Source organism: Dietzia sp. NPDC055340 (assembly GCF_053645335.1).
The window spans coordinates 85,749-112,404 of the sequence record NZ_JBSHML010000007.1 but is presented as its reverse complement, the minus strand read 5'-3'; the positions used below and the strand labels follow the sequence as shown (position 1 = coordinate 112,404).

General features: G+C 70.6%; 24 protein-coding genes and 2 pseudogenes. 14 read left to right on the top strand and 12 right to left on the bottom strand.

Annotated features, from left to right (window positions below; all coding sequences use genetic code 11):
* Positions 1 to 145: 145 nt before the first annotated feature.
* The 3 genes from ectA (at position 146) to ACWIFB_RS07080 (ending at position 2,486) form a co-directional block, all read left to right on the top strand.
* A complete protein-coding gene (gene ectA, locus ACWIFB_RS07090; RefSeq protein WP_454057781.1) occupies positions 146 to 661 on the top strand; it encodes a diaminobutyrate acetyltransferase in 516 nt (171 codons plus the stop codon).
* Positions 662 to 730: 69 nt separating this feature from the next.
* On the top strand, positions 731 to 2,026 hold the full coding sequence (gene ectB, locus ACWIFB_RS07085) for a diaminobutyrate--2-oxoglutarate transaminase (RefSeq protein WP_454057780.1): 1,296 nt from the start codon (positions 731 to 733) through the stop codon (positions 2,024 to 2,026).
* Positions 2,027 to 2,063: 37 nt separating this feature from the next.
* On the top strand, positions 2,064 to 2,486 hold the full coding sequence (locus tag ACWIFB_RS07080) for an ectoine synthase (RefSeq protein WP_230930513.1): 423 nt from the start codon (positions 2,064 to 2,066) through the stop codon (positions 2,484 to 2,486).
* Positions 2,487 to 2,531: 45 nt separating this feature from the next.
* Here ACWIFB_RS07080 and ACWIFB_RS07075 read toward each other — a convergent pair whose 3' ends face one another.
* On the bottom strand, positions 2,532 to 3,359 hold the full coding sequence (locus tag ACWIFB_RS07075) for a PIG-L family deacetylase (protein ID WP_454057779.1): 828 nt from the start codon (positions 3,357 to 3,359) through the stop codon (positions 2,532 to 2,534).
* Positions 3,360 to 3,419: 60 nt separating this feature from the next.
* Positions 3,420 to 4,454 carry a DUF2332 domain-containing protein gene (locus ACWIFB_RS07070; RefSeq protein WP_454057778.1) on the bottom strand — a complete coding sequence of 345 codons (1,035 nt, stop codon included), beginning with the start codon at positions 4,452 to 4,454 and terminating at the stop codon, positions 3,420 to 3,422.
* A 169-nt stretch (positions 4,455 to 4,623) separates the two neighbouring features.
* Between ACWIFB_RS07070 and ACWIFB_RS07065 the strand changes: the two genes are divergently transcribed.
* The 5 genes from ACWIFB_RS07065 to ACWIFB_RS07045 all read left to right on the top strand — a co-directional run bounded on the left by ACWIFB_RS07065 (position 4,624) and on the right by ACWIFB_RS07045 (position 8,553).
* Positions 4,624 to 5,694 (top strand): glutathione S-transferase family protein, encoded by a 1,071-nt coding sequence (locus tag ACWIFB_RS07065; protein ID WP_454057777.1) that lies wholly within the window; start codon positions 4,624 to 4,626, stop codon positions 5,692 to 5,694.
* A gap of 74 nt (positions 5,695 to 5,768) precedes the next feature.
* Entirely contained in the window at positions 5,769 to 6,296 is a 528-nt protein-coding gene (locus tag ACWIFB_RS07060; RefSeq protein WP_454057829.1) for a GtrA family protein, read from the top strand.
* Between the two features lie 10 nt (positions 6,297 to 6,306).
* Positions 6,307 to 7,122: a trimeric intracellular cation channel family protein gene (locus tag ACWIFB_RS07055; RefSeq protein ID WP_454057776.1), complete on the top strand. Its 816-nt coding sequence runs from the start codon at positions 6,307 to 6,309 to the stop codon at positions 7,120 to 7,122.
* Between the two features lie 9 nt (positions 7,123 to 7,131).
* Positions 7,132 to 7,827, top strand: a complete 696-nt coding sequence (locus ACWIFB_RS07050; protein WP_454057775.1) for a hypothetical protein — start codon at positions 7,132 to 7,134, stop codon at positions 7,825 to 7,827.
* A 60-nt stretch (positions 7,828 to 7,887) separates the two neighbouring features.
* Positions 7,888 to 8,553, top strand: a complete 666-nt coding sequence (locus tag ACWIFB_RS07045; protein WP_454057774.1) for a DNA-3-methyladenine glycosylase I — start codon at positions 7,888 to 7,890, stop codon at positions 8,551 to 8,553.
* On the opposite strand, the gene ACWIFB_RS07040 is transcribed toward ACWIFB_RS07045, so the two are convergent.
* Positions 8,542 to 9,834, bottom strand: a complete 1,293-nt coding sequence (locus tag ACWIFB_RS07040; protein WP_454057773.1) for a glycoside hydrolase family 3 N-terminal domain-containing protein — start codon at positions 9,832 to 9,834, stop codon at positions 8,542 to 8,544. The two genes, ACWIFB_RS07045 and ACWIFB_RS07040, sit on opposite strands and share 12 nt — an antisense overlap.
* A 138-nt stretch (positions 9,835 to 9,972) precedes the next feature.
* On the opposite strand from ACWIFB_RS07040, the gene ACWIFB_RS07035 reads away from it, so the two are divergent.
* Both ACWIFB_RS07035 and ACWIFB_RS07030 read left to right on the top strand, forming a co-directional pair.
* Positions 9,973 to 11,301: an APC family permease gene (locus ACWIFB_RS07035; protein ID WP_454057828.1), complete on the top strand. Its 1,329-nt coding sequence runs from the start codon at positions 9,973 to 9,975 to the stop codon at positions 11,299 to 11,301.
* Positions 11,302 to 11,311: 10 nt separating this feature from the next.
* A complete protein-coding gene (locus ACWIFB_RS07030; protein WP_454057772.1) occupies positions 11,312 to 12,412 on the top strand; it encodes an NAD(P)H-dependent flavin oxidoreductase in 1,101 nt (366 codons plus the stop codon).
* Between the two features lie 67 nt (positions 12,413 to 12,479).
* Here the strand turns inward: ACWIFB_RS07030 and ACWIFB_RS07025 are convergent, their stop codons facing one another.
* The 6 genes from ACWIFB_RS07025 to ACWIFB_RS07000 form a co-directional block, all read right to left on the bottom strand.
* Positions 12,480 to 12,662: a hypothetical protein gene (locus ACWIFB_RS07025; protein WP_454057771.1), complete on the bottom strand. Its 183-nt coding sequence runs from the start codon at positions 12,660 to 12,662 to the stop codon at positions 12,480 to 12,482.
* A 67-nt stretch (positions 12,663 to 12,729) separates the two neighbouring features.
* On the bottom strand, positions 12,730 to 12,870 hold the full coding sequence (locus tag ACWIFB_RS07020; RefSeq protein WP_454057770.1) for a hypothetical protein: 141 nt from the start codon (positions 12,868 to 12,870) through the stop codon (positions 12,730 to 12,732).
* A 449-nt stretch (positions 12,871 to 13,319) separates the two neighbouring features.
* Positions 13,320 to 13,781, bottom strand: coding sequence for an SRPBCC family protein (locus tag ACWIFB_RS07015; protein WP_454057769.1), 462 nt, complete (start codon positions 13,779 to 13,781; stop codon positions 13,320 to 13,322).
* 152 nt (positions 13,782 to 13,933) lie between these two features.
* Positions 13,934 to 14,074 (bottom strand): hypothetical protein, encoded by a 141-nt coding sequence (locus tag ACWIFB_RS07010; protein WP_182633267.1) that lies wholly within the window; start codon positions 14,072 to 14,074, stop codon positions 13,934 to 13,936.
* Between the two features lie 697 nt (positions 14,075 to 14,771).
* On the bottom strand, positions 14,772 to 14,927 hold the full coding sequence (locus tag ACWIFB_RS07005; protein WP_454057768.1) for a hypothetical protein: 156 nt from the start codon (positions 14,925 to 14,927) through the stop codon (positions 14,772 to 14,774).
* A 365-nt stretch (positions 14,928 to 15,292) separates the two neighbouring features.
* Positions 15,293 to 15,445, bottom strand: a complete 153-nt coding sequence (locus tag ACWIFB_RS07000; protein ID WP_454057767.1) for a hypothetical protein — start codon at positions 15,443 to 15,445, stop codon at positions 15,293 to 15,295.
* A 300-nt stretch (positions 15,446 to 15,745) separates the two neighbouring features.
* On the opposite strand from ACWIFB_RS07000, the gene argJ reads away from it, so the two are divergent.
* Positions 15,746 to 16,999: a bifunctional glutamate N-acetyltransferase/amino-acid acetyltransferase ArgJ gene (gene argJ, locus ACWIFB_RS06995; protein WP_454057766.1), complete on the top strand. Its 1,254-nt coding sequence runs from the start codon at positions 15,746 to 15,748 to the stop codon at positions 16,997 to 16,999.
* Positions 17,000 to 17,022: 23 nt separating this feature from the next.
* On the top strand, positions 17,023 to 17,514 hold the full coding sequence (locus tag ACWIFB_RS06990; RefSeq protein ID WP_454057827.1) for a nuclear transport factor 2 family protein: 492 nt from the start codon (positions 17,023 to 17,025) through the stop codon (positions 17,512 to 17,514).
* Between the two features lie 244 nt (positions 17,515 to 17,758).
* On the opposite strand, the gene ACWIFB_RS06985 is transcribed toward ACWIFB_RS06990, so the two are convergent.
* Together ACWIFB_RS06985 and ACWIFB_RS06980 are read right to left on the bottom strand one after the other, a co-directional pair.
* Entirely contained in the window at positions 17,759 to 19,576 is a 1,818-nt protein-coding gene (locus tag ACWIFB_RS06985) for a long-chain-acyl-CoA synthetase (RefSeq protein WP_454057826.1), read from the bottom strand.
* Positions 19,577 to 19,743: 167 nt separating this feature from the next.
* Positions 19,744 to 20,343: pseudogene (locus ACWIFB_RS06980) on the bottom strand (TetR/AcrR family transcriptional regulator); the annotation flags it as partial.
* 180 nt (positions 20,344 to 20,523) lie between these two features.
* Between ACWIFB_RS06980 and ACWIFB_RS06975 the strand changes: the two are divergent.
* Both ACWIFB_RS06975 and ACWIFB_RS06970 read left to right on the top strand, forming a co-directional pair.
* A complete protein-coding gene (locus ACWIFB_RS06975) occupies positions 20,524 to 20,691 on the top strand; it encodes a DUF2613 domain-containing protein (RefSeq protein WP_230930530.1) in 168 nt (55 codons plus the stop codon).
* Between the two features lie 35 nt (positions 20,692 to 20,726).
* Positions 20,727 to 24,224, top strand: a pseudogene (locus ACWIFB_RS06970) (DUF3367 domain-containing protein); the annotation flags it as partial.
* A gap of 1,022 nt (positions 24,225 to 25,246) precedes the next feature.
* On the opposite strand, the gene ACWIFB_RS06965 reads toward ACWIFB_RS06970, so the two are convergent.
* On the bottom strand, positions 25,247 to 26,578 hold the full coding sequence (locus ACWIFB_RS06965) for an acyltransferase family protein (protein WP_452100557.1): 1,332 nt from the start codon (positions 26,576 to 26,578) through the stop codon (positions 25,247 to 25,249).
* Between the last annotated feature and the right edge of the window lie 78 nt (positions 26,579 to 26,656).

Genomic DNA, 26,656 nt, shown 5'->3' with positions numbered 1-26,656 from the left:
CCCCGCGGTCGGGCGTTCGCGGAACCACCGGCGAGTGACCGACCTCACTCCCCGGCGATCACCTGCACACTCATCACTAATTCAGGAACGAATTGTGGAAGGTAGATGCAACTACGAGGTGGCCTCACTACGGTGGGAGTTGATTATGAGCCCAGGAGAACGAGAAGTACCCCGTACCCCTGATTCCTCGGACCCGGTTTTCCGTCCGCCCACCGCGGCAGACGGCATCCGGATGTGGGAGATCGCCCGCGACAGCCGGGTCCTCGATCTGAACTCGTCCTACGCCTACGTGCTGTGGGGTGCCGAGTTCGCCGGGAGTTCGGTGGTGGTCGAGGTCGAGGGCCGTGTGGTCGGCTTCGTCACCGGCTTCATCCGTGCCGACGAGCCGGACACCATCTTCGTCTGGCAGGTGGGCGTCGACGCCGATCAGCGCGGCAAGGGTCTCGCGGCCCGCCTGCTGCACAATCTCATGGACCGCACCGGCGAGCAGCAAGGCACCGTGCGCCTGCGCACCACGATCAGCCCGGACAACGAGGCTTCCAAGCGCACCTTCGGCGCCGTGGCCCGCGACCGCGGGATGTCGCTGACCAGCGAGGACTACCTGGGTGCCGATCTTCTCGGAGAGGGCCACGAGCAAGAAGACCTCTACACGATTTCCTAGGACTGGGCGCGGGCCGCCCGGCCCGCCGCCGCTGCCCGAACGCTTTTTCATTGGAGTGAGTCAAGACAAATGACCGAGAACACGCACGATTCGAGCACCGATACCTCGATTTTCACCGACCGCGAGTCGGAGGTTCGTAGTTACTCACGCAACTGGCCGGCGGTCTTCGACACCGCCAAGGGCACGACGCTGACGACCGTCGACGGCGAGGACTACCTCGACTTCTTCGGCGGCGCCGGCGCGCTGAACTACGGCCACAACGACGACGACATGAAGAACGCCCTGCTGGAGTACATCACCCGCGACGGCGTCACCCATTCGCTGGACAAGTACACGGTCGCCAAGCGCGCCTTCCTGGAGACCTTCTCCAGCACTATCCTCAAGCCGCGTGGCCTGGACTACAAGGTGATGTTCCCCGGGCCGACCGGTACGAACGCAGTCGAGTCCGCGCTGAAGCTGGCCCGCAAGGTCACCGGCCGCGAGGCCATCATCAACTTCACCAACTCGTTCCACGGCATGACCCTCGGGTCGCTGTCGGTGACCGGTAACTCGATGAAGCGCGCCGGCGCCGGCATCCCGCTGGTCCACGCCACCCCGATGCCGTACGACAACTACTTCGGCGGCGTGACCGAGGACTTCCAGTGGATGGAGCGCGTGCTCGTCGACTCCGGTTCGGGCATGAACCGCCCGGCTGCCGTGATCGTCGAGTGCGTCCAGGGCGAGGGCGGCATCAACGCCGCGCGCGCCGAGTGGCTGCAGGCCCTCGACGCGCTGTGCAAGCGCCACGAGATCCTGCTGATCGTCGACGACGTCCAGATGGGGTGCGGCCGCACCGGCGAGTTCTTCTCCTTCGAGTTCGCCGGCATCAAGCCGGACATCGTCTGCCTGTCCAAGTCGATCGGTGGCTACGGCCTCCCGCTGGCGGTCACCCTGTTCAACCGCGAGCTCGACGAGTGGACCCCGGGCGAGCACAACGGCACCTTCCGCGGCAACAACCTGGCGTTCATCACCGCCGATGTGGCGCTGCGCAAGTACTGGGCCGACGACGCGCTCCAGAACCGCACGCTGGAGAACGGCCGCATCCTGCGCGAGCGCTTCTCGCCGCTCGTCTACAAGTACGAGGGCAAGCTCGAGCTGCGTGGCCGCGGCATGGCCTTCGGCATCGCGTTCCTCGAGGACCCGGATCTGGCCGGCCAGGTCATGGCCCGCTGCTTCGACAACAAGATGCTGGTCGAGACCGCCGGCCCGAGCGACGAGGTCGTCAAGTTCCTGGCGCCGCTGACCCTCACCGACGAGGAGCGCGACCGCGGAATCGAGATCTGCTACGAGGCCGTCGACCACGTCCTCGCGCAGCAGTACGCCTGATCCAGTAGTACGGGACCACCCCTCAAGGAGGCACCATATGATCGTTCGCACCACCGCCGAGATCACCGATACCGATCGCCACATCAAGGGCAACAACGGCAACTGGGAGTCCAAGCGCATCGTTCTGGCCAATGACCGCGTGGGTTTCTCGTTCCACGAGACCACCATCGCAGCCGGCACGACCAACGATTTCCACTACGCCAACCACATCGAGGCCGTCTGGCTCACCCGCGGCAAGGGCACCTTGCGTGACCTCACCAACGACAAGGAGTACCCGCTCGCGGCGGGCTCGATGTACCTGCTCGACGGCAACGAGAAGCACCAGGTGATCGTGGAGGAGGAGATGCAGATGCTCTGCGTCTTCAACCCGCCGGTCGTGGGCGACGAGAACCACGACGAGAACGGCATCTACCCGCTCCTGCGCCTGCAGGACGACGGGTCGGTCGTCCGCGAGAAGTAAGACCCCGCACAGGGCAACCCCGCACAGGGCCTGGCCGCGTCGACGTCAGTCGAACGGCCAGGCCTTCTGCATGTCCTGATCCAGGCCCGGCTCGATGAGGTACTCGGTGCCGAACGCCAGCGCGTAGACGGCGGGCGGCATGCCCAGCATGAGGCCGATGTCGCTGGTCTGGCTGGCGTGGCACTCCATCGCGCGGCGCTTGAGGGCGAGCACGTCCTCGGGCAGGTCGACGGCCCAGGCGATCTCGGACTCGGGTACGCCGACGGGCTGTCCGTCGTCGCCGGTGAGGATCATCTCGCGGAGCTCGGCCACGTCCGAGCCGGCGGCGGCCAGTGCGTCGAAGAGCTCGGTGACCTCGGGCCGGTCGAGCATCTCGAGCTGCGCGGACTGGTTGGTGGTGGACTCCATCAACCGGGGTCGGCGTGCCGCGAGCTCGGCGGCCCGGCGGGTGAGCCGGTGCACCGCGATGTGGTCGGGGTGGCCGTAGTTGCCGTGGTGGTCGTAGCCGATCACCACGTCGGCGGTCTCGCGGTCGAGGATCCGGGCGAGTCGGCCGGCGGCCTCGTCGACGTCGGCCCGGTGCAGGCACAACGGGTCGTCGTTCTGGGCCCAGCCGGTCATGCCGGAGTCGCGGTATGCCAGCCAGTCGACGCGCGCGACGCCCAGGACGCGCGCGGCCGCGCGGGCTTCCCCGCGGCGATGTTCGACCACGTCGCCGTCGTCGTCCATTCCCTCGGGTCGTTGGCCGTGGTCGCCGTCGGTGGCGAACACCGTCACCACGCGGTGGCCGGCGCGGGCGGCGAGCGCCATCATCCCGGCGGTCTGGGACGATTCGTCGTCGGGGTGGGCGTGGACAAACACGATCGTGGACACCCCGACAGTCTGCCCTCCAGCGCGTGCGCACGGCGGGTGAGGCGCCGGGGCACGTCCGGTTCAGGGCATGTCGAGGGCGCGGACCCAGTCGCCGTGGCCGTGCGCCGTGGCGAGGGGCTGCCCGTTGACGGCGACGACGAAGATGCCCCTGTGTCGCCGGATCGATTCCGGGACCTGCGCCGCGATCTCGGGCAGGAGGGTCACCCCCTCGACGGAGATCCACACCGCGCCGGCGCTACGGCAGAGCTCGGTGACGCGTCGGACGAACTCGGCCCGCTCCGGGGGCTCGAGGTAGCCGAGCACCGCGGTGTGGAAGACGACGGGCGTGGAGCCGGCGGGGCAGGCGGCGACGGCGGACTCGACCTGCTCGACGAGGTCGCCGGTGATGATGTTCGGCGGGTCGGCGGCGGCGATGTCCAGGGCCGCGTCGAGGCGGGGCACGCGCTCGGCCTGCTGGCCGGGCCAGATGAGGCTGCGGAGCCAGGCGCGGGAGTCGGGGTCCGCGGGGTCGATGGGGGCCAGGTCGACCCCGCCCCGGTGGACGATCTCGGGCAGGGAGCGCGGGCGGGGGACGCCGTCGCGCAGGTCGCACTCCAGGACCGGGACCTCGGCCGGGGTGACGGAGGTGGCCAGCTCGGCGGGCTGCAGCTCGTAGGTGTGGCCGCCGCCGAGGTCGTAGCGGTAGGCGTAGCGGTCCGGGTACAGGCACAGTCCGGCGGCGGCGCCCACCTCGACCAGCGAGAGCGGGCCGGGCAGGAGCGAGAGGAACGGCAGCAGGACCGCGCAGCGCTTGGCCTCGTTGGTCTGGGTCGAGTGGGTGAGTGCGATCTGCTCGACCTCGGCCCAGTGGGCGTGCAGGAAGTCGCGGAAGGCGGCGTAGTCCTCGGTCTCGGCGGCGCTGGCGTGGCGGGCGGCGGCGAACACCAGGACGGGCTGCCGCTTGATGCGGGGTAGGCGCGCGATGAGTTCGCAGGTGGCGGGGTCGGCGGCGATCCCGCGGGCCCAGGAGAGGTAGACGGGGGTGCGGCCGCGGACCTCGTACTCGGCGAATTCGGCGTAGCGGGTCGAGACGTCGTCGACGTGCGCGGAGTCCATGGCCCCAGCGTGGCATATGTCGGCGGCCGTGACTCGCGACCCGGGTCGAAGGGCTGTCGAGGGGGCTAGCCTGAGGGCGTTCGCGCGGGTATGGTTGGTGACGTATCAACAGTTCGGCGTATTGCTAATACGACGACGACCTCACGCCCGCCGACCGTAGGAGAGCCTCATGTCAGACGAGACCGAGTTCATCGCGGCGAAGAACGCCTCCACCGACGGCGAGTTCGTCCGCGACGCCACCTACATCAACGACCGCGTGGTCAAGGGCCTGGAGCCGGGCAGCGACCCGGTGGGCGAGAAGATCGGCGAGATGCGCTGGCCCGTCGAGGCCGGCCGCTACCGACTCATGGCCGCCCGGGCCTGCCCGTGGGCGAGCCGCTCGATCATCGTGCGCCGGCTCATGGGCCTGGAGGACGCCATCTCGATGGGGCTCGCCGGCCCGACGCACGACATCAACTCGTGGGTCTTCGACCTCGACCCGGACGGACGCGATCCCGTCACCGGCCTGCACCGCCTGCAGGAGGCGTACTTCAACCGGATCCCCGACTACCCGCGCGGCATCACCGTGCCCGCCCTGGTCGACCTGCCCACGAACTCCGTGGTGACCAACGCGTACCAGAAGCTCAACTTCGACATGCTCTCCGAGTGGACCGACTTCCACCGTGACGGCGCCCCGGACCTCTATCCGGAGGCCCACCGCGACGAGATCGACGAGCTCGACTCCTGGATCTACCCGACCGTCAACAACGGCGTGTACCGCTGCGGCTTCGCCGCCGAGCAGGGCGCCTACGAGAAGGCCTACGACGAGCTGTGGGCCTCGCTCGACCGCCTCGAGGAGCGCCTGGCCACGCGCCGCTACCTGGTGGGCGAGACCATCACCGCCGCCGACATCCGTCTGTTCACCACCCTGGTGCGGTTCGACGCGGTCTACCACGGCCACTTCAAGGCCAACCGCAGCAAGATCGCCGAGATGCCCGCGCTGTGGGGCTACCTGCGCGACCTGTTCCAGACCCCCGGCTTCGGCGACACCTGCGACTTCCCGCAGATCAAGGAGCATTACTACAACGTCCACCGCGACGTGAACCCCACCGGGATCGTGCCCAAGGGACCGGACCTGGCGGGCCTGCTCACCCCGCACCACCGCGAGGAGCTGGGCGGCAGCCCGTTCGGCAGCGGCACCGCCCCGGGCCCCATCGCGGAGCCCTCCGAGCGAGTCCCCGCCGGTCACGGAGCGGAGTAGGCCTAGACTGGCACGCTGTGACCCCGGCGCCCCCCGCGATCGGCCGCTATCGCCGTAGCCTCCGACAGTTCATCATGTTCGGGATCGTCGGCGGCTCCGGCATGGTCGTCAACATGATCGTCACGGTCTTGATGAACAAGGCTAACGGCGGCACCCAGAACGCGCAGGACGTCCTGTTCCCCATCTCCGGCACGGAGTTCAACTTCCGCTTCACCACGCTGGTGTGGATCGTCGCGTTCCTGGTGGCGAACTTCTACAACTTCATGCTCAACCGGAACTGGACCTTCGGCGCGGGCGCCAAGGCCCCGTTCTGGCAGGAGTTCTGGCCGTTCCTCGTGGTCGGCTCGGTGGCGGCGATCGCGGGCATCTTCATCAAGCTCGCGTTCACCAACCCCACCTCGCCGCTGTACCTGCCGGAGCCGTTCTGGCATGAGGACGCGGGCATCCACTCCCGTGAGTACTGGAGCCAACTGCTGACGATCGTCATCACGATGCCGATCAACTTCATCGTCAACAAGCTCTGGACGTTCCGCGCGGTGCGCAACCGCCATCAGGCGCGCACGGCGGGTGTGGCCGAGCCCGCGCCGGACGCCGTGACCTAGGGGGCGCCTCGTGGAGTCCTCGCCGCTGCTGTTGTGGTTCGACCTGACGGGCGTGTTCTTCTTCGCGCTGTCCGGCAACCTACTGGCGGCGCGGAAGGACATCGACATCACCGGCGGCCTCGTGCTGGGCCTGCTGGCCGGCCTGGGCGGCGGCATCATCCGCGACGTCCTGCTGGGGGTCACGCCGCTCGCGCTGGCCAAGCCGGTCTATCTCATCCCGCCGGTCGTGGCGGCGGTGGCGGTGTATCTGATCGGCCCGATGGTGCACCGGGTGTCCACGCTCATCGTGATGTTCGACGCGGCGGGCCTGGGCCTGTTCTGCACGTTCGGTGCGGCCCGCGCGCTCGATCACGGCATGCCGGTGGCCTCGGCGATCGGGCTGGGCGTGGTGACGGCGGTCGGCGGCGGCCTGATGCGCGACGTGGTGGCCAACGAGATGCCGGCGGTGTTCAGCGGGTCGAACCTGTACGTCGTCCCGGCCGCGACGGGCGCGGGCCTGACGGTGGTGGCCGTGGAGACGGGCACGTGGGGCCCGGTCACCGCGACCGCCCTGGCCGCGTTCGTCGTCGCGTTCCGCCTGATCGCCTGGTGGCAGCAGTGGCGCGTGCCGCTGCAGATGCGCGGCTGGACCGTGCGTGACCTCGAGGTGCTCCGCCGTCGGGAGAGGTCGGTGTACGGGCGCCCCGCGCGGGGCGGTGGCGGTGCGGCGGGTCCGGCGCACGACCCCGAGGGCGACGACGACAACGCCCCCACCCACGGCCCCGACACCCGCGACGGTGACGGTGACGACGCCGGAGGGGCGCCCGGGCCGGGTGGCCGCCGGTAGGGTGTGCCGGTGCAGTATTACCTCAGCCTGCTGGGTTTCGCGGCGATAGATTCGCTCAACCTCCTGGCGTTCGCCGTCATCGCCGGGCTGTGGCTGACCGCAGCCGGGAGTGGGCAGCCGTTCGCGCCCAAGGCGGCGCGGTTCACGGGCGGTGCGTTCTGCGGCATCGTGCTGTTGTCCCTGGTGTCGGTCTGGGTGATCGGCAACAACCAGGAGTTCGTCCGAAGCCTGTTCCACAACGTCTGGGCGATGGTCGTGTTGGCGGTGATCGGCCTGGTCATCACGGTGATGGGGATGCGCAGGCCCGCGGAGGCCGCGGAGGAGAACGTCGAGGCCCCGCTCGCGCAGACGGTGTTGCAGAAGTTCGGCATCCTGGCCACGGGTGTCTCTCTCGGGGTGATCCAGTCGGGCACGTCGGCGCCGTTCGCGGCCGGCATGGTGCTCATCTCGTTCGCCGAGGAACCGTGGTGGGCCCAGCTCCTGCAGATCTTTTTCTTCGCGGTGATCGCGATCCTGCCGAGCGTCGCCCTGATCGTCACGCTCGCGCGCGTCAGCTCCTCCAGGGTGGCCACCGCGACGCACAAGATCGGCCGCTTCCTCTCCTTCGGCCGGGTGGCCGGGCGGATCCTCACACTCGTGGTGGGCATCGCGCTGCTCGTGGTGGCGGCGGTGCGGATCGTGCAGCTCACCGGGGTGTTGTCGTAGACCGCGCCTAGTCTGCCGGCCACCACCGCACGGGTGGGACGACCAACAGACGGAGATCTCATGCAGAACGACACGCAGGACCGGGCCACCGCCGACGCGGCCACTACCGCGCTCACCACCGGGAGCGGCTCGGTGCTGTGCGAGGACGGGCTGCGGCGGCCACCGTGGGCGGCCCGCGATCCGCTACTACGGGAGTATTACGACACCGAATGGGGTATGCCGGTCCACGACGAGACCGGGCTGTACGAACGGCTCGTGCTGGAGGGGTTCCAGTCCGGGCTGAGCTGGGTGACGATCCTGCGTAAGCGCCCGGCGTTCCGGGAGGCGTTCGCGGGGTTCTCGCCCGATGCGGTGGCGGCCTTCGGCGCCGATGACGTCGAGCGGCTCATGGCCGATCAGCGCATCGTGCGCAACGGCCGCAAGATCGATGCCGCGATCAGCAACGCCCGCGCGGTGGTCGAGCTCCGTTCGGACGGCGGGCTGGCGCAGCTCATCTGGTCGTATCGGCCCGAGGCCACGCCCGAGCCGCGGGTGATGGAGGAGGTGCCCACGCAGTCGCCCGAATCGGTCGCGTTGGCCAAGGATCTCAAGCGGCGCGGCTTTCGCTTCGTCGGGCCGGTGACGGTGTTCGCGCTGATGGAAGCCATCGGCGTGGTGGACACCCACCTCATGGATTCGCACCGCCGGGGCACGTCCGGCATCTGGGCCGCCGGCTCAGCGGGGTAGCGGGGCCAGAGCCGCGGCCGGTGGTGAGGTGTCCGGCGGGGCGCCCGGGCCGGGAGCGGCGGGTTGGACCGGGGCGGCCAGCGATCCTGCCCCGGATATTCGGCCGGTGACCGGGCCGTTCGCGCATTCCGGGATTCCACGCACCTCGGCCATCCGCTCCAGCGACCGGTCGAGGGCGTCGGTGGACAGTGCCCCGTTCGCCAGTGCGCCCTCGACCGAGTCGAGCGCCTCGCCGATGCCGGCGGTGGTGATCCACAGCGGGGAGTCGGCGCCGGCGATCAGGGCTTCGGTCACCGACCGGGGCAGCGGGAAGGCGTCGGAGACGGCCTTCATCCCGGAGAGGTCATCGGTGAATATCGGCCCCTCGAACGCGGGGGCGCCGTAGCCGTGGCCCTCCCGCAGTAGCCGGTACGCGGCGGGGGAGAGGGACGCCGGCCGGTCCGCGCCCGTCAGGCCGGGGACCAGCTGGTGGCCGAGCATCATCCCGGCTCCGGGGGTGGCGGCCAGCTCGGCGAATGGCCGCAGGTCGTGGGCCGCGAGTTGGTCGAGCGGAGGCACCGTCACGGTCGTGAAGTGGCTGTCGCCGGAGGAGCGGCCGTGCCCGGGGAAGTGCTTGAACACCGGGGTGATCCCGGCGTCCTGCAGCCCGGCAGCGAACGCGCGGGCGTACTCGGTCACACGGGCCGGGTCGGGGGAGAAGGAGCGGTCGCCGATCACGGCCCGGTCGGGTTGGTCCGACACGTCGAGGGAGGGGGCGAAGTCCACCGTCACGCCCATGCGGTTCAGGAACTCGCCGCGCGCGCGGGCGGTCGCCCGGACCTGCTCGGGACTCATCGTGGAGGCCATGACCCGTGCCGAGGGCATCGGCCCCGCGTACGGCGAGATGCGGGAGACGCGGCCACCCTCCTCGTCGATCGCGACAAGCAGCGGCAGCGGGGCGGTCCTCTGGAGCTCGGCCAGGCCACTGCCGGAGACCGCCTCGCCGACGACGCCCGAGCCGATGAACACACCGCCGATGTTGTGCTGCTCCACGGCCTGTCGGGCGTCGGCCATCGAGCTCACGCCCACGGTGAACAGCTGCGCGATCCGCTCGCGCTGGCTGAGCGTCGCGAACGGCGAGTCACACGGCGCGGTGGGCGGCGCCGTGGCGACAGCGGCTGGGCTGGTGTCGGCCGCGGGCGTGGGCGCCTGATCCGCGGGCTCGCCGGTACCGCAACTGACCAGCGCCACAGCGGTGATCGAAGCGGCAGCCGTCAGGCGGAGCCGGCGGAGAAGAAACACGATCTCCAATGTATCGGCCGTTCGCTCATCCTTCGCATCGCCTGACTGTCTTGCCGGAGCCGGAGGCTGCTACCTCCTACCCGGGCAGCGGTTCATCTACGCGTCACCCGGGAATGTCAGAGTGCTCGGGTGAACCAGATGCTTGATCGACGGCTCGGTCTGACCGATGCGGTGGTGGTGGGGCTTGGTGCCATGATCGGCGCCGGCGTGTTCGTGGCGTTCGCCCCCGCCGCGGCCCGGGCCGGCTCGCTCGTGTGGGTCTCGCTCGCGATCGCCGCAGTGGTGGCGGTGTGCAACGCCCTGTCCTCGGCCCGGCTGGCCGCCCAGTTCCCCGCCGCCGGCGGAACCTACGTCTACGGCCGCGAACTGCTGGGTCCGTTGCCCGGGTTCCTCGCAGGCTGGGGATTCATCGTGGGCAAGACCGCCTCGTGCGCGGCCATGGCCCTCACCGTGGGGCTGTACATCTGGCCGGGGCACGCGAACCTCGTCGCGGCGGCAGCCGTTCTCCTCCTCACCGTGCTCTCGGTGTTGGGGGTGCAGCGCACGGCGACCGTGGCCAAGGTGCTGGTGGCGATCGTGCTGGTCGTGCTCGCGGTCTTTCTCGTGATGGCGTGGGTGGTGCCATCCGGCGGTGGGGCGGAGGCCGTGGTGGCCGGGTCGGGCGCCACTGGGTTGGCTGCGGCCGAGGCGGAGCTTGCCCCGGTGCCCGCGATCGACGGCGAGGCGTGGCCCGCCCGGATCCTCGGCGTCCTCGGCGGCGCCGGCTTCTGCTTCTTCGCTTTTGCCGGCTACGCCCGCATCGCCACGCTCGGCGAGGAGGTGCGCGACCCGGCCCGCACGATTCCGAAGGCCGTGATGCTGGCGATCTCGCTGGTCATCGTCGTCTATGCGCTGGTGCTCGCCGCGATCGTCCACGTCCTCGGGGTCGGCGGCGTCGCGGCCGGGGCCGCGCCGGTGCTCGAGGCGGCGGAACGCATCGGCGGCGGCGAGCTCGCCCCGGTCGTGCGGATCGCCGCCGGGATCGCCGCGCTCGGTGCCCTACTCGGCGGCATCCTGGGCGTCTCGCGTACGACGCTCGCGATGGCCCGCGACCGGCATCTGCCCGCCCCGCTAGCCGCGGTCCACGCCACGCGGCGGACGCCGTACGTCGCCGAGATCTGCGTGGGCGTGCTCGTCGCGGTGATCGTCCTTCTCGCCGATGTGCGTCAGGCGATCGGATTCTCGTCGTTCGCCGTGCTGGTCTACTACCTGGTGGCCAACACCGCGGCCCTGCGCCTGGACCGCCGGCGCCGGCGGTTGCCGGCCTGGGTGCCGGTGCTCGGGGCGCTCGGCTGTGTGACGGTCGCCGGGAGTCTGCCGTGGGAGTCGGTGGTCGGCGGTGTCGTCGTCTTCGTCGTCGGCGGAGCGGTGTACGCGGTGACCCGGCGCGGCATGGTCCAGCCCGCCGCGCGATCCCACCAGGCGTAACGTCGGGAACATGACCGACGCCGAACCACACGCCCGCCTACTCCCGTCGCACCTGCGCCGTCCCGTGATCGGGGCGCCCATGGCCGGCGGGCCCACCACCGGAGAGCTCATCGCGGCGGTCGGCGAGGCCGGTGGGCTCGGGCTGATCGGCTCCGGATACCTGGATGCGGAGGCCACCCGCGCCGAGATCGCGCGCGTCCGCGAGCTCACCGACGCACCGTTCGGCGTTAACGTCTTTCTGCTCGACCGGGCCGACTCCGAGGCGGCGCTCAACGCGGCGGGCGGCATGGCCGGGCTCGAGAAATACGCGGAGGGCTTGCGGCCTGTCGCCGAGCGGCTGGGTATCGCGCTGGCCGAGGACCCGCAGTTCACCGACTTCGACCAGGACGCCACCATCGACGCGCTGGTCGAGGAGGCGGTGCCGGTCGTCTCGTTCACGTTCGGGATCCCGGGCTCCGGGGTGGTGCAGCGGTTGCAGGCAGCGGGGTCGGCGGTGGTCGTGACCGTCGCCGGCGTCGAGGATGCGCGGCGCGCCGTGGAGGTGGGGGCGGACTGGTTGTCCGTGCAGAGCGCCGACGCCGGCGGGCACCGATCCACCACGGCGGTGGGGGAGGAGCCCGACGACATCACGACCGTCGAGTTGGTGCGGGCCGTCCGCGCGGCGCTGCCGGACGTGGAGTTCGTGGCCGCTGGCGGGATCTCCAGCCCGGAGGACGTGGCCGCTGCGCTCGCCGCCGGTGCGACCGGCGTGCAACTGGGGACCGTGCTGCTGCGCACCCCCGAGGCGGGCACGAGCGTACTGCACCGGGCGGCGCTGGCCGATCCTCGGTTCACCGAGACGCGGCCCACCCGCTGCTACACGGGACGCTACGCCCGCGCGCTGGTCAACGGCTTCGTGGCCGAGCACCACGACGCAGCCCCGGCCGCATATCCCCACCTGCACATCCTCACCGGGCCGATGCGTAAAGCAGCCGCCCAGGCGGGCGACATCGACGTGCCGCCGCTGTGGGCCGGGTCGCGGTGGCGGGCTGCTGATGCCTACGCCGATCGGCCGGCGGCCGAGGTGGTTGCCGAGCTCTGGGAGGGCGCGCGGCCCGGAATCGTCCACTGAATCATTTAACGTGCGCGCGACTGGGCCCCTCAGGCGAATCGCCTGAGGGGCCCAGCGAGGTCAAGTCTCAGCCAAGCACAAGCGGCGGGATCTCCTGGCCACTTCCTGCGTAGATGGCTTCGATGCCATTGGCGAGCAGGCCCGCGATGCTACCGCCGCCGGTGCCGAAGAGGGTCCCGAGCGAGCCTCCGAAAGCCTCGACGCTGCCCTGGACAGCGCCGAAAATGTTGTCGATCGAACCGAAGAGCATGGTGTTCCCTTTGCTGTGTGTGATGGTTGGGCTGTGCCACGGCCTGCTGGCCGAAAGTAGGGTTTGGTCAGTCGCCAGCCCCGACCCCGATCAGGTCACCAATGGACCCGAACAGCGCACCGACGAGGCCGTCGGTTCCAGTCATAACGGTCAGTAGATCCACAAGTCCCATGCCCATCGCTTCCGATGATGCGGCCAATGAACCCATGTCAACTCCTTGGGGTAGCGAGCGCCTGGCGGTCAGACGCCATAGAACGAAGCAGTGAGAAACCTATCACTATGTGAGTGGCGTCACAATAGGGTGGAGTGCAACTGTGACGCGTGGGGCGCAATCACACAGCGGGGTTTGGGGGCCTTTTTCTCTTGGCGCGTTCGGTTCGAAGGGTACTGAAGGGACGGGTGGTCCACCCCGGACTCGTGCCGTCTCGCCTTTGACTTGCGAAGTTAATGCCGGGAACCACTGTGCCGGTACGGGTTAGGCGAAGCGAGGGTGTCGAACTTGCTGGCGCACATCCACTGCGGGCGGGTGGTCTAAAGTCTGTCGAACGACGGGCGGGCGAGCGGCGCAAGGCTCAGTAAACACTCAGGACGCAGTAGGGGGCCATTCCCAAAAAAGGGGGGTGCGTAGGCCGAAGCGACGGTGAGTTGCCGGGTAGGTCAGGCGGCGCGGCGCTCGGCTTCGCTCCCGATGTCGGCCAGATCCTGCTCCATGGTCTTGCGGGTCGAGTTCAGCGCGACCTTGCCCATCACGCCCATGACCACCCGGGAGATGGCCGGGGCGTGCGCGGTTTCCGCGCTGAAGTGCATGAACAGAGTCGTGCCGCCGCCGGCCTCAGCCGTCAGGGTGAACACCGTCTTGTACTCGGTCCCGCCGTTCTCGGCGACGATCGTCGTGGAGTGCGGTGCGTCCGCGGTCTGCACCATCATCTCCTCGGTCGATTTCATGCCGAACATCTTGCGGGTCTCGCGCCAGCGAAAGCCTGGCTCGTAGTCACCGGCGGTCAGGATCTCCACCGAGAGCACACCGGAGAGAGTGCGGTGGGCATTGGGGATGTCGGTGAGGACGGCCCACACGGTGTCGGGGTCGGCGTCAATGTGGCGGGACAGGTCAAGCTGCATGGGCTCGAGTGTAGTGCCGGTCGGCGTATCAATCGGGGCAGCGGAGAACGCAGCGTCGTGAAATGCACGGCGCCGGCATCCCTTCCCCATGAGTGGATGCCGGCGCGATGCCGACCGGTTCGCGGGCCAGCCCGCTGGTGGTCGCTCTTGGGTCAGGACCCCCAGTTGGCGAGGTTACCGCCGAGGACCCAGAGGATATTGCCGAGGAAGCCGGTGCTGACATCGAGGATGCCGGACCCGGTGTTGAACATGACTGAACCCCAGCCGAGCTGGTTGAGAATATCGGAGAACATAGTGGTGGTCCCTTCGACGGAGGTGCGGCGTGGACACGTCGCGTTGAACTGAGTTCGCCGCTGGGTCTCAAGGGCCCCGTGGTGGACTCGCCCCACATATCAGTGATCCGCATCACAGTGTTACGGCAAGTCTTCGGGACGTTGCTCTGGTAGCCGAGGTTCTCCGCGCAGTCGGACATCTGAGATTTACAGATGCCCTGTTCGCCAACGGATGTGGCCACCTTCGCCGCGATTGTTTCGATCGAGACACAATGGTCGGATCGGTGTTACGCGACGGCGGGTCGGCCACTTTGGGGGATTCGGCGGCATCGCTGGCGTAGCGACCAGGATTGTGGCTCAAGGCCAAGGACGACCTTTTGGTGTGCGGTCGGCAGTTCACGGTGTCGAGCGTGGTGCGACGGGCTGGGCAGAGATGTGTCGATCGACGCGCGGTGGAGTTTGCCGATCAGGAGCCCCGGCGAATAGGCCGTCCGGGATGGCGAGGGGGGCTTTGCGGGAGGAGTCGTTAATTCCGCTCGGTATGGCGCGGGTAATGGGGCGTCGGCGAAGGCGCGCCAGCTTGCGGGACCGGGGCATCGGGTGCGACAGATTGAGCTGTGCAGGCTCGAGGCTGCGAAATGCCCAACGCTGGCATCGTCCGGAGACGATGCCAGCGTCGGGGCTGCCTAGGCCGGGCGCTAGCCCAACTTTGGCTAGATCACTCCAGCGAGCCGGTGGCCTGGGTGATGAAGCCGCCAATGGTGGTGAGGATCTGGGCGAAGATGTCGGCACCGCCGTCGACGACGTCGGAGCCGGTGTTAACGGCGGCGGAGCCGCTGGCGAGGCCGGGGAGGAACTGTGCGATGGAACCCATGGGGTGGTCCTTTCGTCGTGGGCGGCGCGAGGGTGCACCGCTCCCTGTGCGGTCGAGTTCTTGTGAGCCCTGAGGCTCACCAATAACTCACGAGAGGACGTTACGTACGGGGCGCGGCGCCGTCATCCGTAGGGCGGGAATGAGAATGAGGAAACGTCGGTGCGTTCTTTATAAGGCCAGCTAGGTCGGCCCACGGATCTTCATGTGTAATTTGGCTCACAATATCCGCGGTGCCTGCCCGGTTCGCAGCGCAGGCCGCGAGTTGTGCGGTTGAAAAAATGCACAACGCCGGCACCCGTCCGAAGACGACTGCCGGCGTTGCGTTGACCGGTCAGCGGGCTAGGCCGCTAGTTGGTCGGAATCAATCAGGCCTCCGGGGCAACCGGGCCGACGTCGGGCAGGCCGATGGAGCCGGTGACGATGTCGGCAACGTTGCCGGCGGTGACCGAGCCGAACTCGGCGACGGCCGAGCCGGTGCCAAGGAGCTGGTTGAAGAAGTTGAAGATGGCGTCGATCATGGTGATGACCCTTTCGTTGTGAGCGGCACCGTGCTGCGCCGCTGCTGTCGTATTGCGGTCCGTGATGGACTCGTGAAGTACATCCCGAACTCGCTACGAAACGTTACGTCGGAACTCCGACATCTCCATCTTGAGGGGTTGTCGCACAGGGGTTCTCGGATTTGGGGAGACTTATCGACGCTGGTTAGCGCCCCAAACTTGGACGTCTGTAATGTGCGTCACAAACCAGAAAATCTGTGTAATCGGCGTACGCATAACCCTTCGCCACCGCCCGCCGGGCCCGCGGGGGACAATGGCCGCATGACTGCGCACCCGCCCACCTCGCCCGCGACCGTCCCCCTGCCGGACGGCTTCCGAGCCCATGCCGGCTCCGCGGGTCTGCGCGAGGAGGGGGATGACGTTGTCGTCGTCGTCAACGAGGGGCCCGCCCCCGCCTCGTCGGCCGTCTTCACCCGGTCCCTCTTCGCCGGCCCCTCGGTCGTCCTCAGTCGCGCCAACGCGGCCTCCGGCCGCGCGCGGGGACTGGTGGTGGTGGCCAAGAACGCCAACGTGGCCACCGGCGAACAGGGCATGGCCAACGCGCGCGAGGTCCTCGACCGCGCCGCGGCGTCCGTCGGCGTGCCGCCGGAGGACCTGCTCATCGCTTCCACCGGCGTGATCGGCCGCCAGTACCCCATGGACCTGTTGCGCACCCACCTCGACGGGCTCGCCGGCGCCGAGTTCGGCTCCGACGCCCTGGCCGTGGCCGCCGCCATGATGACCACCGACACCCACCCCAAGACCGCCGTGCGGGAGATAGCGACGACGACGGGGTCCACCGCCCAGGTCGTGGGCGTCGCTAAAGGTGTCGGAATGGTCGAACCCGACATGGCCACGATGATCGCCGTGATCTTCACCGACGCCGCCGTGGAACCGGGCGTGCTAGATGCCGCGTTCAGGGCCGCGGTGGACGACACCTTCAACTGCCTATCCGTCGACACGGACACCTCCACCTCCGACACTGCGATCGCGTTCGCCAGCGGCACAGCGGGTGAGGTGGCCGAGGACGAGCTCCGCGAGGCACTCACGGCCGTGTGCCTGGACCTGACCCGGCAGCTCGCCCGCGACGGCGAGGGCGCCACCAAGCTGCTCACCGTCGAGGTGACCGGAGCGCGCGACCGCGACCAGGCCAAGCGAGTGGCCAAGGCGATCCTCAACTCGCCGCTCGTCAAGACCGCCGTGCACGGGGCCGACCCCAACTGGGGCCGCGTCGCGATGGCAATCGGCAAATGCAGCGACGACACCGACATCGACCCGGAGCGCGTGACGATCGTCTTTGGCGACCTCGAGACCTACCCCGCCTTCCCCGGCGAGGCCGAGCTCGAGCGGCTCACCGAGATCATGCGGGCCGAGGAGGTCACCATCGCCGTGGACCTGGGCGTAACGGGCGGTGCCGCGTGTGGTGCTGACGGTGGTGGTGGGGCCGCGGATGGGTCGGCGGGCGGCTCCTGCACCGTCTACGGCTGCGACCTCACCCGCGAGTACATCGCCATCAACGCGGACTACACGACGTGACGGGGGAGGCCGGGGTAGCTGGGATCGGTGAGCCCGAGGCCGGCGAGGGGTCTGCACTCTCCGCCGCCGACCTCGAGGCGATCCGTGCCGTGTTCGCCCGCCGCCTCTACGTCATGGACGCCAAGCAGTGGGACGGCTACGGGCCGTGCCACACCGAGGACGTGGTGAGCGAGTCCTGGGCGACCGGCGGCGGCGAGGCGCAGGTGCGGGGGCGGCAGGCGCTCACCGCGAAGATCCGCGACACCCTCGACGGGGCCTCGCCGGTCACGAGCGTCCACCACGGGCACACTCCGCTGATCGAATACGCCGGGCCCCACCCGGAGACGGGCGAGCCGACCGCCACCGGCATCTGGGCCATGGAGGACCGGCTGTGGTGGCAGGTCGACGGCCGCGAGCGCTGGCTGCACGGCTGGGGTCACTACCACGAGCGCTACCGCCGGGTGGACGGCCAGTGGCTCATCTCGTACCGGCGGCTCGAGCGGATCCGCGTGGACACCGGCTGGTCGCAGGCCTGAGAAGCCCCGCCCCGGCACGCGTTACTCCGCACTCGGCCCCGTAGTTGCCGGACGTCGCCCGGCGCACCTCCGAAGTTGCAAGACATCGACCTACGATTGCACGACTTCTCGTTCGAAGATCGGGCAGATTTCGCCACTCTTGTCGTGCAACCGGGGCGGTGTGTGTTGCAACCGCGGAGGTGGGCGACGTCCGCCAGTCGCGGAGGTGGGACGGGGTGTCTTGCAACTGCGTAGCTGCGGCGGGTCAGGCGGTGCCGTCGACCAGGTCGCGCTCGGCGCCCTCGTAGAGAGGGACGTATCCGTTCTTCTTGGTCAGCACATACACCGGCTCGTCGAAGATGCTGGTGTCGAAGGCCTGCTCGCGCAGTTCGGTCTTGCGGCTCTTGAACGTCGACGTGTGCTCGAGCTCGGCGGAGAGCCGGATGAACGCCGGTACCGCGTACGCCGGCAGGGACTTGCGTAACGCGTCGGCCATGGCCTGCCCGTCGAACTCGGCGCCGTCGTGCAGGCGGATCGCGGCCATGCCGGCCTTGCCGTCGGCGCCGGTGACCGGCACGCCGTAGACCACGGCCTGGTCCACACCGGGCTGGGTGCCGACCGCGGCCTCGACCTCGGTGGTGGCCACGTTCTCGCCCTTCCATCGGAACGTGTCGCCGAGCCGGTCGACGAACGAGGCGTGCTTGAGGCCCTGGTTCATCATGAGGTCGCCCGAGATGAACCAGGCGTCGCCGTCGGAAAACGCGTCGCGGACGATCTTCTTCTCGGTGGCCTCCGGGTCGGTGTAGCCGTCGAAGGGCTGCGACACCGAGATGCCACTGAGTAGCAGTCCGACACCGCCCTTGCCGACCTTCGACAGCCGGCCGTCGGCACCGCGGCGGGGCTCGCCGGTCTCCGGGTCGTAGTCCACGATCGCGAAGTCCATCGGGCAGTAGCCGGTGGACCGCGGCACGTTGAACGCATTGACAAACGCGATGTTGCACTCGCTGGCCGCGTAGAACTCGCAGATTCGGTCGATGCCGAACCGCTCGGTGAACTGGTCCCAGATCTCGGGGCGCAGGCCGTTGCCGGTCATCACGCGGATCGAGTGGTCGCGGTCGCCGGGGCCGGGCTCCTGGTTGAGCAGGTAACGGCAGATCTCGCCGATGTAGATCGCAGCCGTGGCCCCGGAGGCGCGCGCCTGATCCCAGAACTTGGAGGCGGAGAAGTGCTCCTCGATCGCCATACAGGCGCCCGCGGCCAAGACGCAGCCGAGCCCCACCGTCAGGGCGTTGTTGTGGTACATCGGCAACGGGCAGAGCAGGACGTCGTCCTTCTTCAACCGCACCCCGGACAGGCCGAAGCCGGCCAGGGCCCGGTTCCACCGGTAGTGCGACATCGTCGACGCCTTGGGCAGGCCCGTCGTGCCGGAGGTGAAGATGTAGTAGGCGGTCTCGGTACCGACGGTCTGGGCGGCGTCCGGGAAATCGGTTTCGCCCACCGAGTCCTCGAGCGCGGCGAGCTCGTCCTCGAGCCACGTCAGATCGGACATCGACTCCGGCCGGTCACCCGCGATGAGGCCGCGCTGCGGCAGGTCGACGGGCGAGCTGACCGCGATGAGCGTGCCGCTCCAGTCCTCGCGCGGAATGGAGTTGACGGTCTCAGCGCACTCGGCGCCCGCCAGCACCACCTTCGGCTCGATGATCTTCTGAGAGTGGTCGAGCACGTCGCCGCGCTGATGGTGGTTGAGCAGGCCCACCGACGCGCCGGCCTTGGCCGCGCCCAGGATCGCGAGCATCACCTCGGTGCGGTTGGTCATGCACACGCCCACCGTGTCGCCGCGGGTGACGCCGTGATTCTTGAGGATCGCCGCGACGCGGTTGGCGCGCAGGTTGGCCTCGCCGTAGGAGACCTCCGTGCCGAGGAAGCGCAGGAACGGGGCGTCGGGCTGCGAGGCCGCCAGGGACTCGAACCGCTTGCCGATCGACACGTGGTCACTCGGGCGGGAGGTCCGCACGATCCGCAGCCCGTTCAGCACCGACGGCAGGTCCGCGATGATCGACGGCAGCCCCTTGGCCAGGTCCATCGGGCTGAGCGTGCGGGCGCCTTCGACACCGCTGGTGGTCGCTGAGGTCTTGTCTGTCACGGCTGCTCCTCGGTGGCGGCGGGGCGGTGGGTGGACGTACCGATGGTGTCCGCATTGTCGTCGTCATCGACGGTCTTGTGGGGGTCTTTCGCACCGACCGCTCCGGACAGGTCCCTGACGGGGTCGCCGGCGAGGCCGCGCCAGGCCAGGTCCACGACGACCCGGGCGGCCACCGACGTGGGCATGGCCCCGCGGGCGACGCGGTCGCCCACGGCCTCACCCGCGCCGACCAGCGCGGTGGCCACCACCTCGAGGTTCTCGCGGCTGCGCTCGTCACCCCAGTGCTGCTGCAGGACGTCCGTGGTGAGATCGACCAGGTCCGAGCGGATCTTCTCGACCTGGCCCCGGAAGGCCGGCTCGGCGAAGGCCTGGCGGTAGACGACGTTCCACGAGTCGGGGTGCTCGTCGACGTACTCGAGGAACGACTGCACCACGCTCTCGAGGCGGCCGCGCGGACCGGAGCCGGCGAGCGCCGCGGCGGTGAGCTGGTCGATCAGCCGCCCGGACTCGCGGACCACGCAGGCCGTGAACAGCTCCTCCTTGGAGCCGTAATAGAGGTAGAGCATCGGCTTGGAGATCTTCGCGTCGCGCGCGATGGTGTCCATGGAGGCGGAGCGGTAGCCGAGATCGGCGAACACGCGGATCGCGGAGTCGAGCATCTGCTGCTCTCGGATAGCGCGTGGGATGCGCTTGGTCCCGGTCGACACAGGGCTCCTCCCGGCGGGTCGTGGGTGTGTTCTGCCACACTAACTTACCCGCCAGTAAGGACTCGTGGTCAGCGCTACCTACGAAATGGCGCGAAGCGGGGTGCTAGTCTTTCGGCGTCGGGGTGCCCCTGAGGTGCCCGCGGAACCGCATCTTTTTTCGTGAATCGCAGGGAGAACTCGATGAGCTTCGGCACCGGAGCGCTCGCCAGCGCAGTAGGCGGAATCGTCCTCGGCGGCATCGTTGCGTTCGGTCTGAACACCTCGATGGCCGAGAACACGATCCCCGAGGTGCCGCAGCCGCCCGCCGACCAGGCGCTGCTCGGCCAGGTTGAGTACGGCGCGCGCTAGCCGCCCGCCCCCTGTCGATCCTTCCTCCGGCCTAGGTGATCCGCGGGATCCGTCTCGGCGCCGGTGCGCGCGACGGCGTCGTCGCATTTCTCGCCTTCCTTCTCCTCGCCTGCCTCCAGGCCCCGGGGCAGATCGTCCCCGACACCAAGTACGACCTGGTCGCTGACCCGGTTCGTTTCCTCACCGGCGCCACCCACCTGTGGACCGGCATGTCCTTCGGCGGCCAGGTCCAGAACCAGGCGTACGGCTACCTGTTCCCGCAGGGGCCGTTCTTCGCGCTCTTCGACCTGGTGGGGATGCCCGCCTGGCTGACCCAACGCCTGTGGTGGGCGGTGCTGCTCACCGTGGCCTACGTGGGCGTGGTGCGCGTGGCGGCGGCGCTGCGGATCGGCACCCGCCAGACCCGCGCGGCCGCCGGGATCCTCTACGCGCTCGCCCCGCGCATGCTCGGCGACCTGGGCTCCATCTCCTCCGAGATCTGGCCCGTCGCGCTCGCGCCGTGGGTGCTGCTGCCGGTCATCCGGGTGCTGCAGGGCCGCATGTCGCCGCGCCGGGGCGGGGCGGGGGCGGCGCTCGCGCTGGCGTTGATGGGCGCGGTCAACGCCGTGGCCACCGCTGCCGCGTGCCTGCCGGCGATCCTGTGGTGGGTCATGCACCGCCCCGACCGCACGTGGGCGCGCCTGGCCGCGTGGTGGCTGCCGCTGTCCGCGGCGGTGTGCGTGTGGTGGGCGGTGCCGTTGGTGCTGCTCGGCCGCGTCTCGCCGCCGTTCCTCGACCACATCGAGTCCGCCGCGGTGACCACCCGCTGGTCCTCGGTGACGGAGGTGCTGCGCGGCGCTTCGACGTGGGTACCGTTCGTCTCCACCGACCGCATCGCGGGCGCCGCCCTCACCAGCGAGCCCGTGTACGTGCTGGCCACCGGCGTGATCGCGGCCGTCGGCGTGGTGGGTCTGCTGCGCCGGGGCATGCCCGCCCGCGGCCGGCTGCTGGTGATCGCCGCCGTGGGACTGGTCGCGATGGCCGCGCCGTGGGTGGGGCCCGCCGGCGGCGGCCTCGCCGAGACGGTGCGCGCGTTCCTCGACGGCTCCGGCGCCCCGCTGCGCAACGTCCACAAGTTCGAGCCGCTGCTGCGCCTGCCGATCGTGCTGGGCGTGGCGCATCTGCTCGCGCACCTGCTCGCCCGGGTCGGCGGGGACCGCCGCCAGGTGGCCGACACGCTGGCGCACCCCGAGCGCGACCGCTCCGTCGCGCTGGCGATGGTCGTGGTGCTGGCGGCGTCCGTCGCGGTGGCCCCGGCGTGGCTGGGCAAGCTCGCCCCGGTCGGCGCGCACGAGCAGGTGCCCGACTACTGGCCCGAGGCCGCCGCGTGGCTGTCGGAGAACGCGTCGGTGGCGGGGCCCGACGGTACCGATGACCCCGCCGGCACCACGCGCGCCCTCGTCGTGCCCGGCGCCTCCTTCGCGCGCCAGGTGTGGGGCGTGACCCGCGACGAGCCGCTCCAGCCGCTCGCCGACACCCCCTGGGCCGTCCGCGATTCGGTGCCGCTGCAGCCCGCCCCCGCGATCCGCGCCCTCGACGCCGTCCAGCGCCGCCTCGCCGACGGCCGCCCCGCGCCGGGCATGGCGGCCACGCTCGCCTCGCTGGGCATCGGGTACCTGGTGGTGCGCAACGACCTCGAGGGCACCGACGCCTCCGCCTCCGCCGCCCCGTGGCCCGCCCTGGTCCACCAGACGCTCGAGGGTTCGCCCGGCCTGGTGCGGGTCGCCGACTTCGGTGCGCCGGTCGGCGGCGCCCGCGCGCCCGAGGGGGACGACGACGCCGACGGAGACAGCGCCGACGGAGACAGCGCCGACGGAGACAATGCCGACGACGACAACGCCGAGGGCGCCGAGCCCGTCGTCGTCCCGGATTCCGGGCTCCGGCCCGCGTATCCCGCGATCGAGATCTACCGCGTCGACTCCAGGCTGGGCTCCGACGCGACCGCCCCGGGCCCGCCGCGCTCGGCCACGGCGCCGTACACCGTGGAGGTCCGCGACCTGCCGGTGGTCGCGGGCGGCCCGGAGTCGCTCGCCGCGCTGGACGACCTCGGGGTCGGGAGCGACACGACCGGCTCCCCGGCCCGGGTGACGCGCCTGCTCGAGGCCGACGCGCTCGCCGCCGACGTGGGGCCCGGATCGGACCCGTTCCCGCGGCCGCGGCCGGTGAACTCGATCGGGCCGGTGCTCACCGATTCGCCGATGGACCGCGAGACCGACTTCGGTCGCCTCGACCACCACTCGTCCGCCGTGCGGGCCGAGGGCGATCCCCGCCGCAGCCGCGGCACGATCCCCGACTACGCGGCCAGCGTCGCGGACGAGCAGCCACCGCTGGCCCGGGCGCGCTGGTGGGATGCGCGGGTGACGGTGTCGTCGTCGGCGGCGGACTCCGCGCAGACCGGCCCGGTGCGCCCGTCGCATTCGGTGGCCGCGGCGGTCGACGGCGACCCGGACAGCACGTGGCGCTCCGGAGGCCTCGGCTCGGCGTTCGGCGAGTGGATGGAGATCGAGCTGCCCGAGCCCGTCGACCGCGCCGTGCTCGGGCTGACCGTGCCCGAGCCGACCGCCGGCGCCGCGCTGACGAGTCTGCAGGTGCGCACCGACACCGGCACCACCACCGTGTTCCCGTCACTCGGCGAGGAGACGACCATCGCGCTGCCGCCGGGCGAGACCGAGCGGGTCCGCGTCACGGCCACCGGCTTCGCCGACGGCGGTCGCGGCACCTACTTCGAGATCGCCGACATCGGGCTGACCACCGGCGGCGAGAACGTCCCCCTGCTGCGCACGATCACGCTGCCGGAGCGGCCCGGTCCTGCCAGCGGCGGGTCTGCCGCCGGTGATTCCGCGACCGATGACCCCGCGGCGGCCCCCTCCGGGTGGCTGCTGCGCCAGGAGCTGCCCGGCCGCTCGGACTGCGTCCACGGCGGCTCCCCGGTGGACGGGCTCGCCGGTGCCGAGGAAGAGACCGGCGCCGTCCGCTGCGCGCCCGAACTCTGGATCGAGGCCGAGGAACCCGGCCGGTTCGCCCGCCTCCTCGACGTCCCCGCCGACACCGCGGTCGTCCCGCAGCTGCTGGTCCGCCCCCGCTCCGGCCCGGCGCTCGACGACGTCCTGCGTGGCACGCCCGCCAGCCGCTTCCGGCAGGTCCGCGCCTTCGGGGACTCGGAGGTCACCGACCCCGCCGGCGGACCGAACGCGGCCGTCGACGGCGACCGCGCCACCAGCTGGCACGCCCCCGACGGGCCCTCGCCCACCCTCGAACTGCGCCTTCCCGGCCGGCACCTCGTCGGCTCGCTGCGCCTGTGGGCACCCCGAGCCGCGGCCCCCGCCGCTCCTGCGGTCGTGACGATCGACACCGGCGTGCAGCGCACGAGCATCGACCTGACCGAACTCGCCACAGAGGAGGACGGCTCCGTCGTCGTCGACCTTCCCCCCGACTACACCGACCGCGTCACGCTCCGCCTCGACACCACCGCCGACGTGCGCGACCCCAGTGGGGCGCCCGTGCCCGGCGGACTGGCCGAGGTCTGGGTGCAGGACGACACCGGCGCCCGCATCGGCGCGCTGCCCGCGGCAGACAGCGAGCCCGTGACCCTGACCTGCCAGGACGGGCCCCGGATCCACATCGGCGACCGGATCGTCGGCACGCGCATCAGCGCCTCGCGTCGCGACCTGCTCTCCGGCGCCGCCGTTCCGGCCGAGCTGTGCGACAGCCGCCCGGTCGAGCTCGCGGCGGGCGCGCAGGAGGTCTCGGTCGACCCCGGGGAGGCATTCACGGTGGACGCGGTGGGGCTCCGCGTCGCCCCCGGCAGCGAAGGCGGACCCACCGGCTCGGACGGCCCCGGTGGCGAGGGCGGACGCGGCGGCGAGGGCGCGGCTCGCGGCGCCGCGCCGCTCGGCGGCGGCCTCCAGGCCACGCGCGCCGTCGGCACGGTGGCCTGGGAGGACTCCCGCCGCGAGCTGTACGTGCCCGGCTCGGCGCGCGAGCGGGTGCTGGTCATCCCCGAATCGGTCACCCCGGCGTGGCAGGCGCGACTCGTGGCCGACGACGGCACCGAGCTCGCCGACCCGCGGCCCGTGACGATCGACGGCTGGAAGCAGGGCTGGGTCCTGCCCGCCGCCGACACCGGGATGACGCTCGTCCTCACCGTGCCGCTCGACCGCCCGTACCGGGCCGCGCTGCTGACCGGGCCCATCGCGCTGCTGCTGGTGCTCGTACTGTTCCTCGTGCGCGGGCAGCACGACCGTGCCGGGACACGGACGACCCCGCGGCGGGCCGGCGGCGCCGTGATCGTGGCCTCAACGGCGGTCTTCGGGTTCGTCGTGGCCGGGCCGGTGGGGCTCGCCCTGACCGCCGGTCTCACCGGTGCGGCACTGGTGGCCAGCAGATACCTGGGTGCGGGACGGGCGCGGCGATGGCTCGTCGTCGGCAGCGGGATCGGGATCGTCGCCGGCGCGGCGCTACTGGCGCGTGCCCCGTGGCCGGACCCACTCGGCTACGCCGGTGACGGCTGGGCGCCTCAGGTGGCGACGGTGTTCGGGCTGGTCTGCGCCGGGTTGGCGGCGGGCTGGCCGTCTGTGGGCGTGCCGTCGGTGGGGGCGTTGTCGTCGGACCAGTCTTCGGCTCCGTCGTCCCGGTCGTCGGCCCCGTCGTCGGACAGGCCGTCTGGCGCCGGCAGCGCGCCCGGGTCGCGGCGCGGCGACAACCAGCGGCGCGACGGCTCCTCCACCAGCGAGTAACTCACCGCGGCGATCACCGTCGACACCGCCGCGGTGAGCAACCAGATCTCGAGCATCCGCCCGGAGAACATCGGCACGAACGCGATCTGGAACGCGAAATGCAGCACCAGCACGTGCCACAGGAACACCCCGTACGACCAGCGGCCGAGCATCGTGACCGGCCCCGAACCCAGGACCGCGAAACGCTGACCCTCCGGCGCGAGCACGACCGGGGCGAGCAGGAAGAACGCCACCGCCGCGCCGAGCGCGGTGCGGGCCGCGAACTCCGGGCCGGACGGGTGGACGAACCCCTCGGTGAACCACTGCGGCACCGTCGAGGCGAGGAACGCGGCCGCCGCGAGCGCCCACCAGCCCCAGCGCGCGTGGCGGTGCCGGGCCAGGGCGGCCATACGGCCCTGTGGGGCGGCGACCAGCTCGGCGAGAATCATGCCCGCCGCGAACCAGGAGGCGAAGGCCGGCGGCAGGATCTGGTCGTTGAGCCGCTCGGGCAACCCCAGCTCATACCAGGGCACGAGCGCCCACCCGAGGCTGAGCACCCCCACCCCGGCGATCACCGGGATCCGCCACCGCGCCGCCGCATCCCGCAGCCGGGCCAGCGCCCACCACAACAGCGGCAGCACTATATAGAAGGTCATCTCCACCGACAGGGACCACGCGTGCGTCAGCCCCTCGGCCAACGAGTCCGGGACGAACACCTGCGTGAGCGTCAGGTTGGCCGTCCAGGTCGTCAGCGGGCTGGAGGCGTTCTGCGGCAGGAGTAGGAATGCCGCCGCCACCAACAGGAGGTAGGCGGGCATGATCCGCACCAGACGCGAGCGCAGGTAGGTGCGGGCCGGGCGGGCGGTGCCGGGGGCGCCGGAGCGGGCGTGCAGGGCGTGGACGCGCCACAGCAAAAAGCCCGAGAGCGCGAAGAACACGGCCACCGACAGGTCCATGCGACCCCAGACCCGGTGGATCGCCGACCCGGTCGAGGAGGCGGTCTGGAAAGCGACATGGGTGGTGAGAACGGCGAAGGCGGCCATCGCGCGCAATCCCTCGAGCGCCGGGACGAACCCGCGGGCGGCCGGGAGAGTGCCGACTCGGTGGTCGGGGGTGCCGTTTGCGTTCTTCATCACTGTTAATCTTCTCCTGATGATGGTCCGGCCCGGGCGATCGCCCCGGTGAACCCCGGGCGGTGGGCGGACCGACGG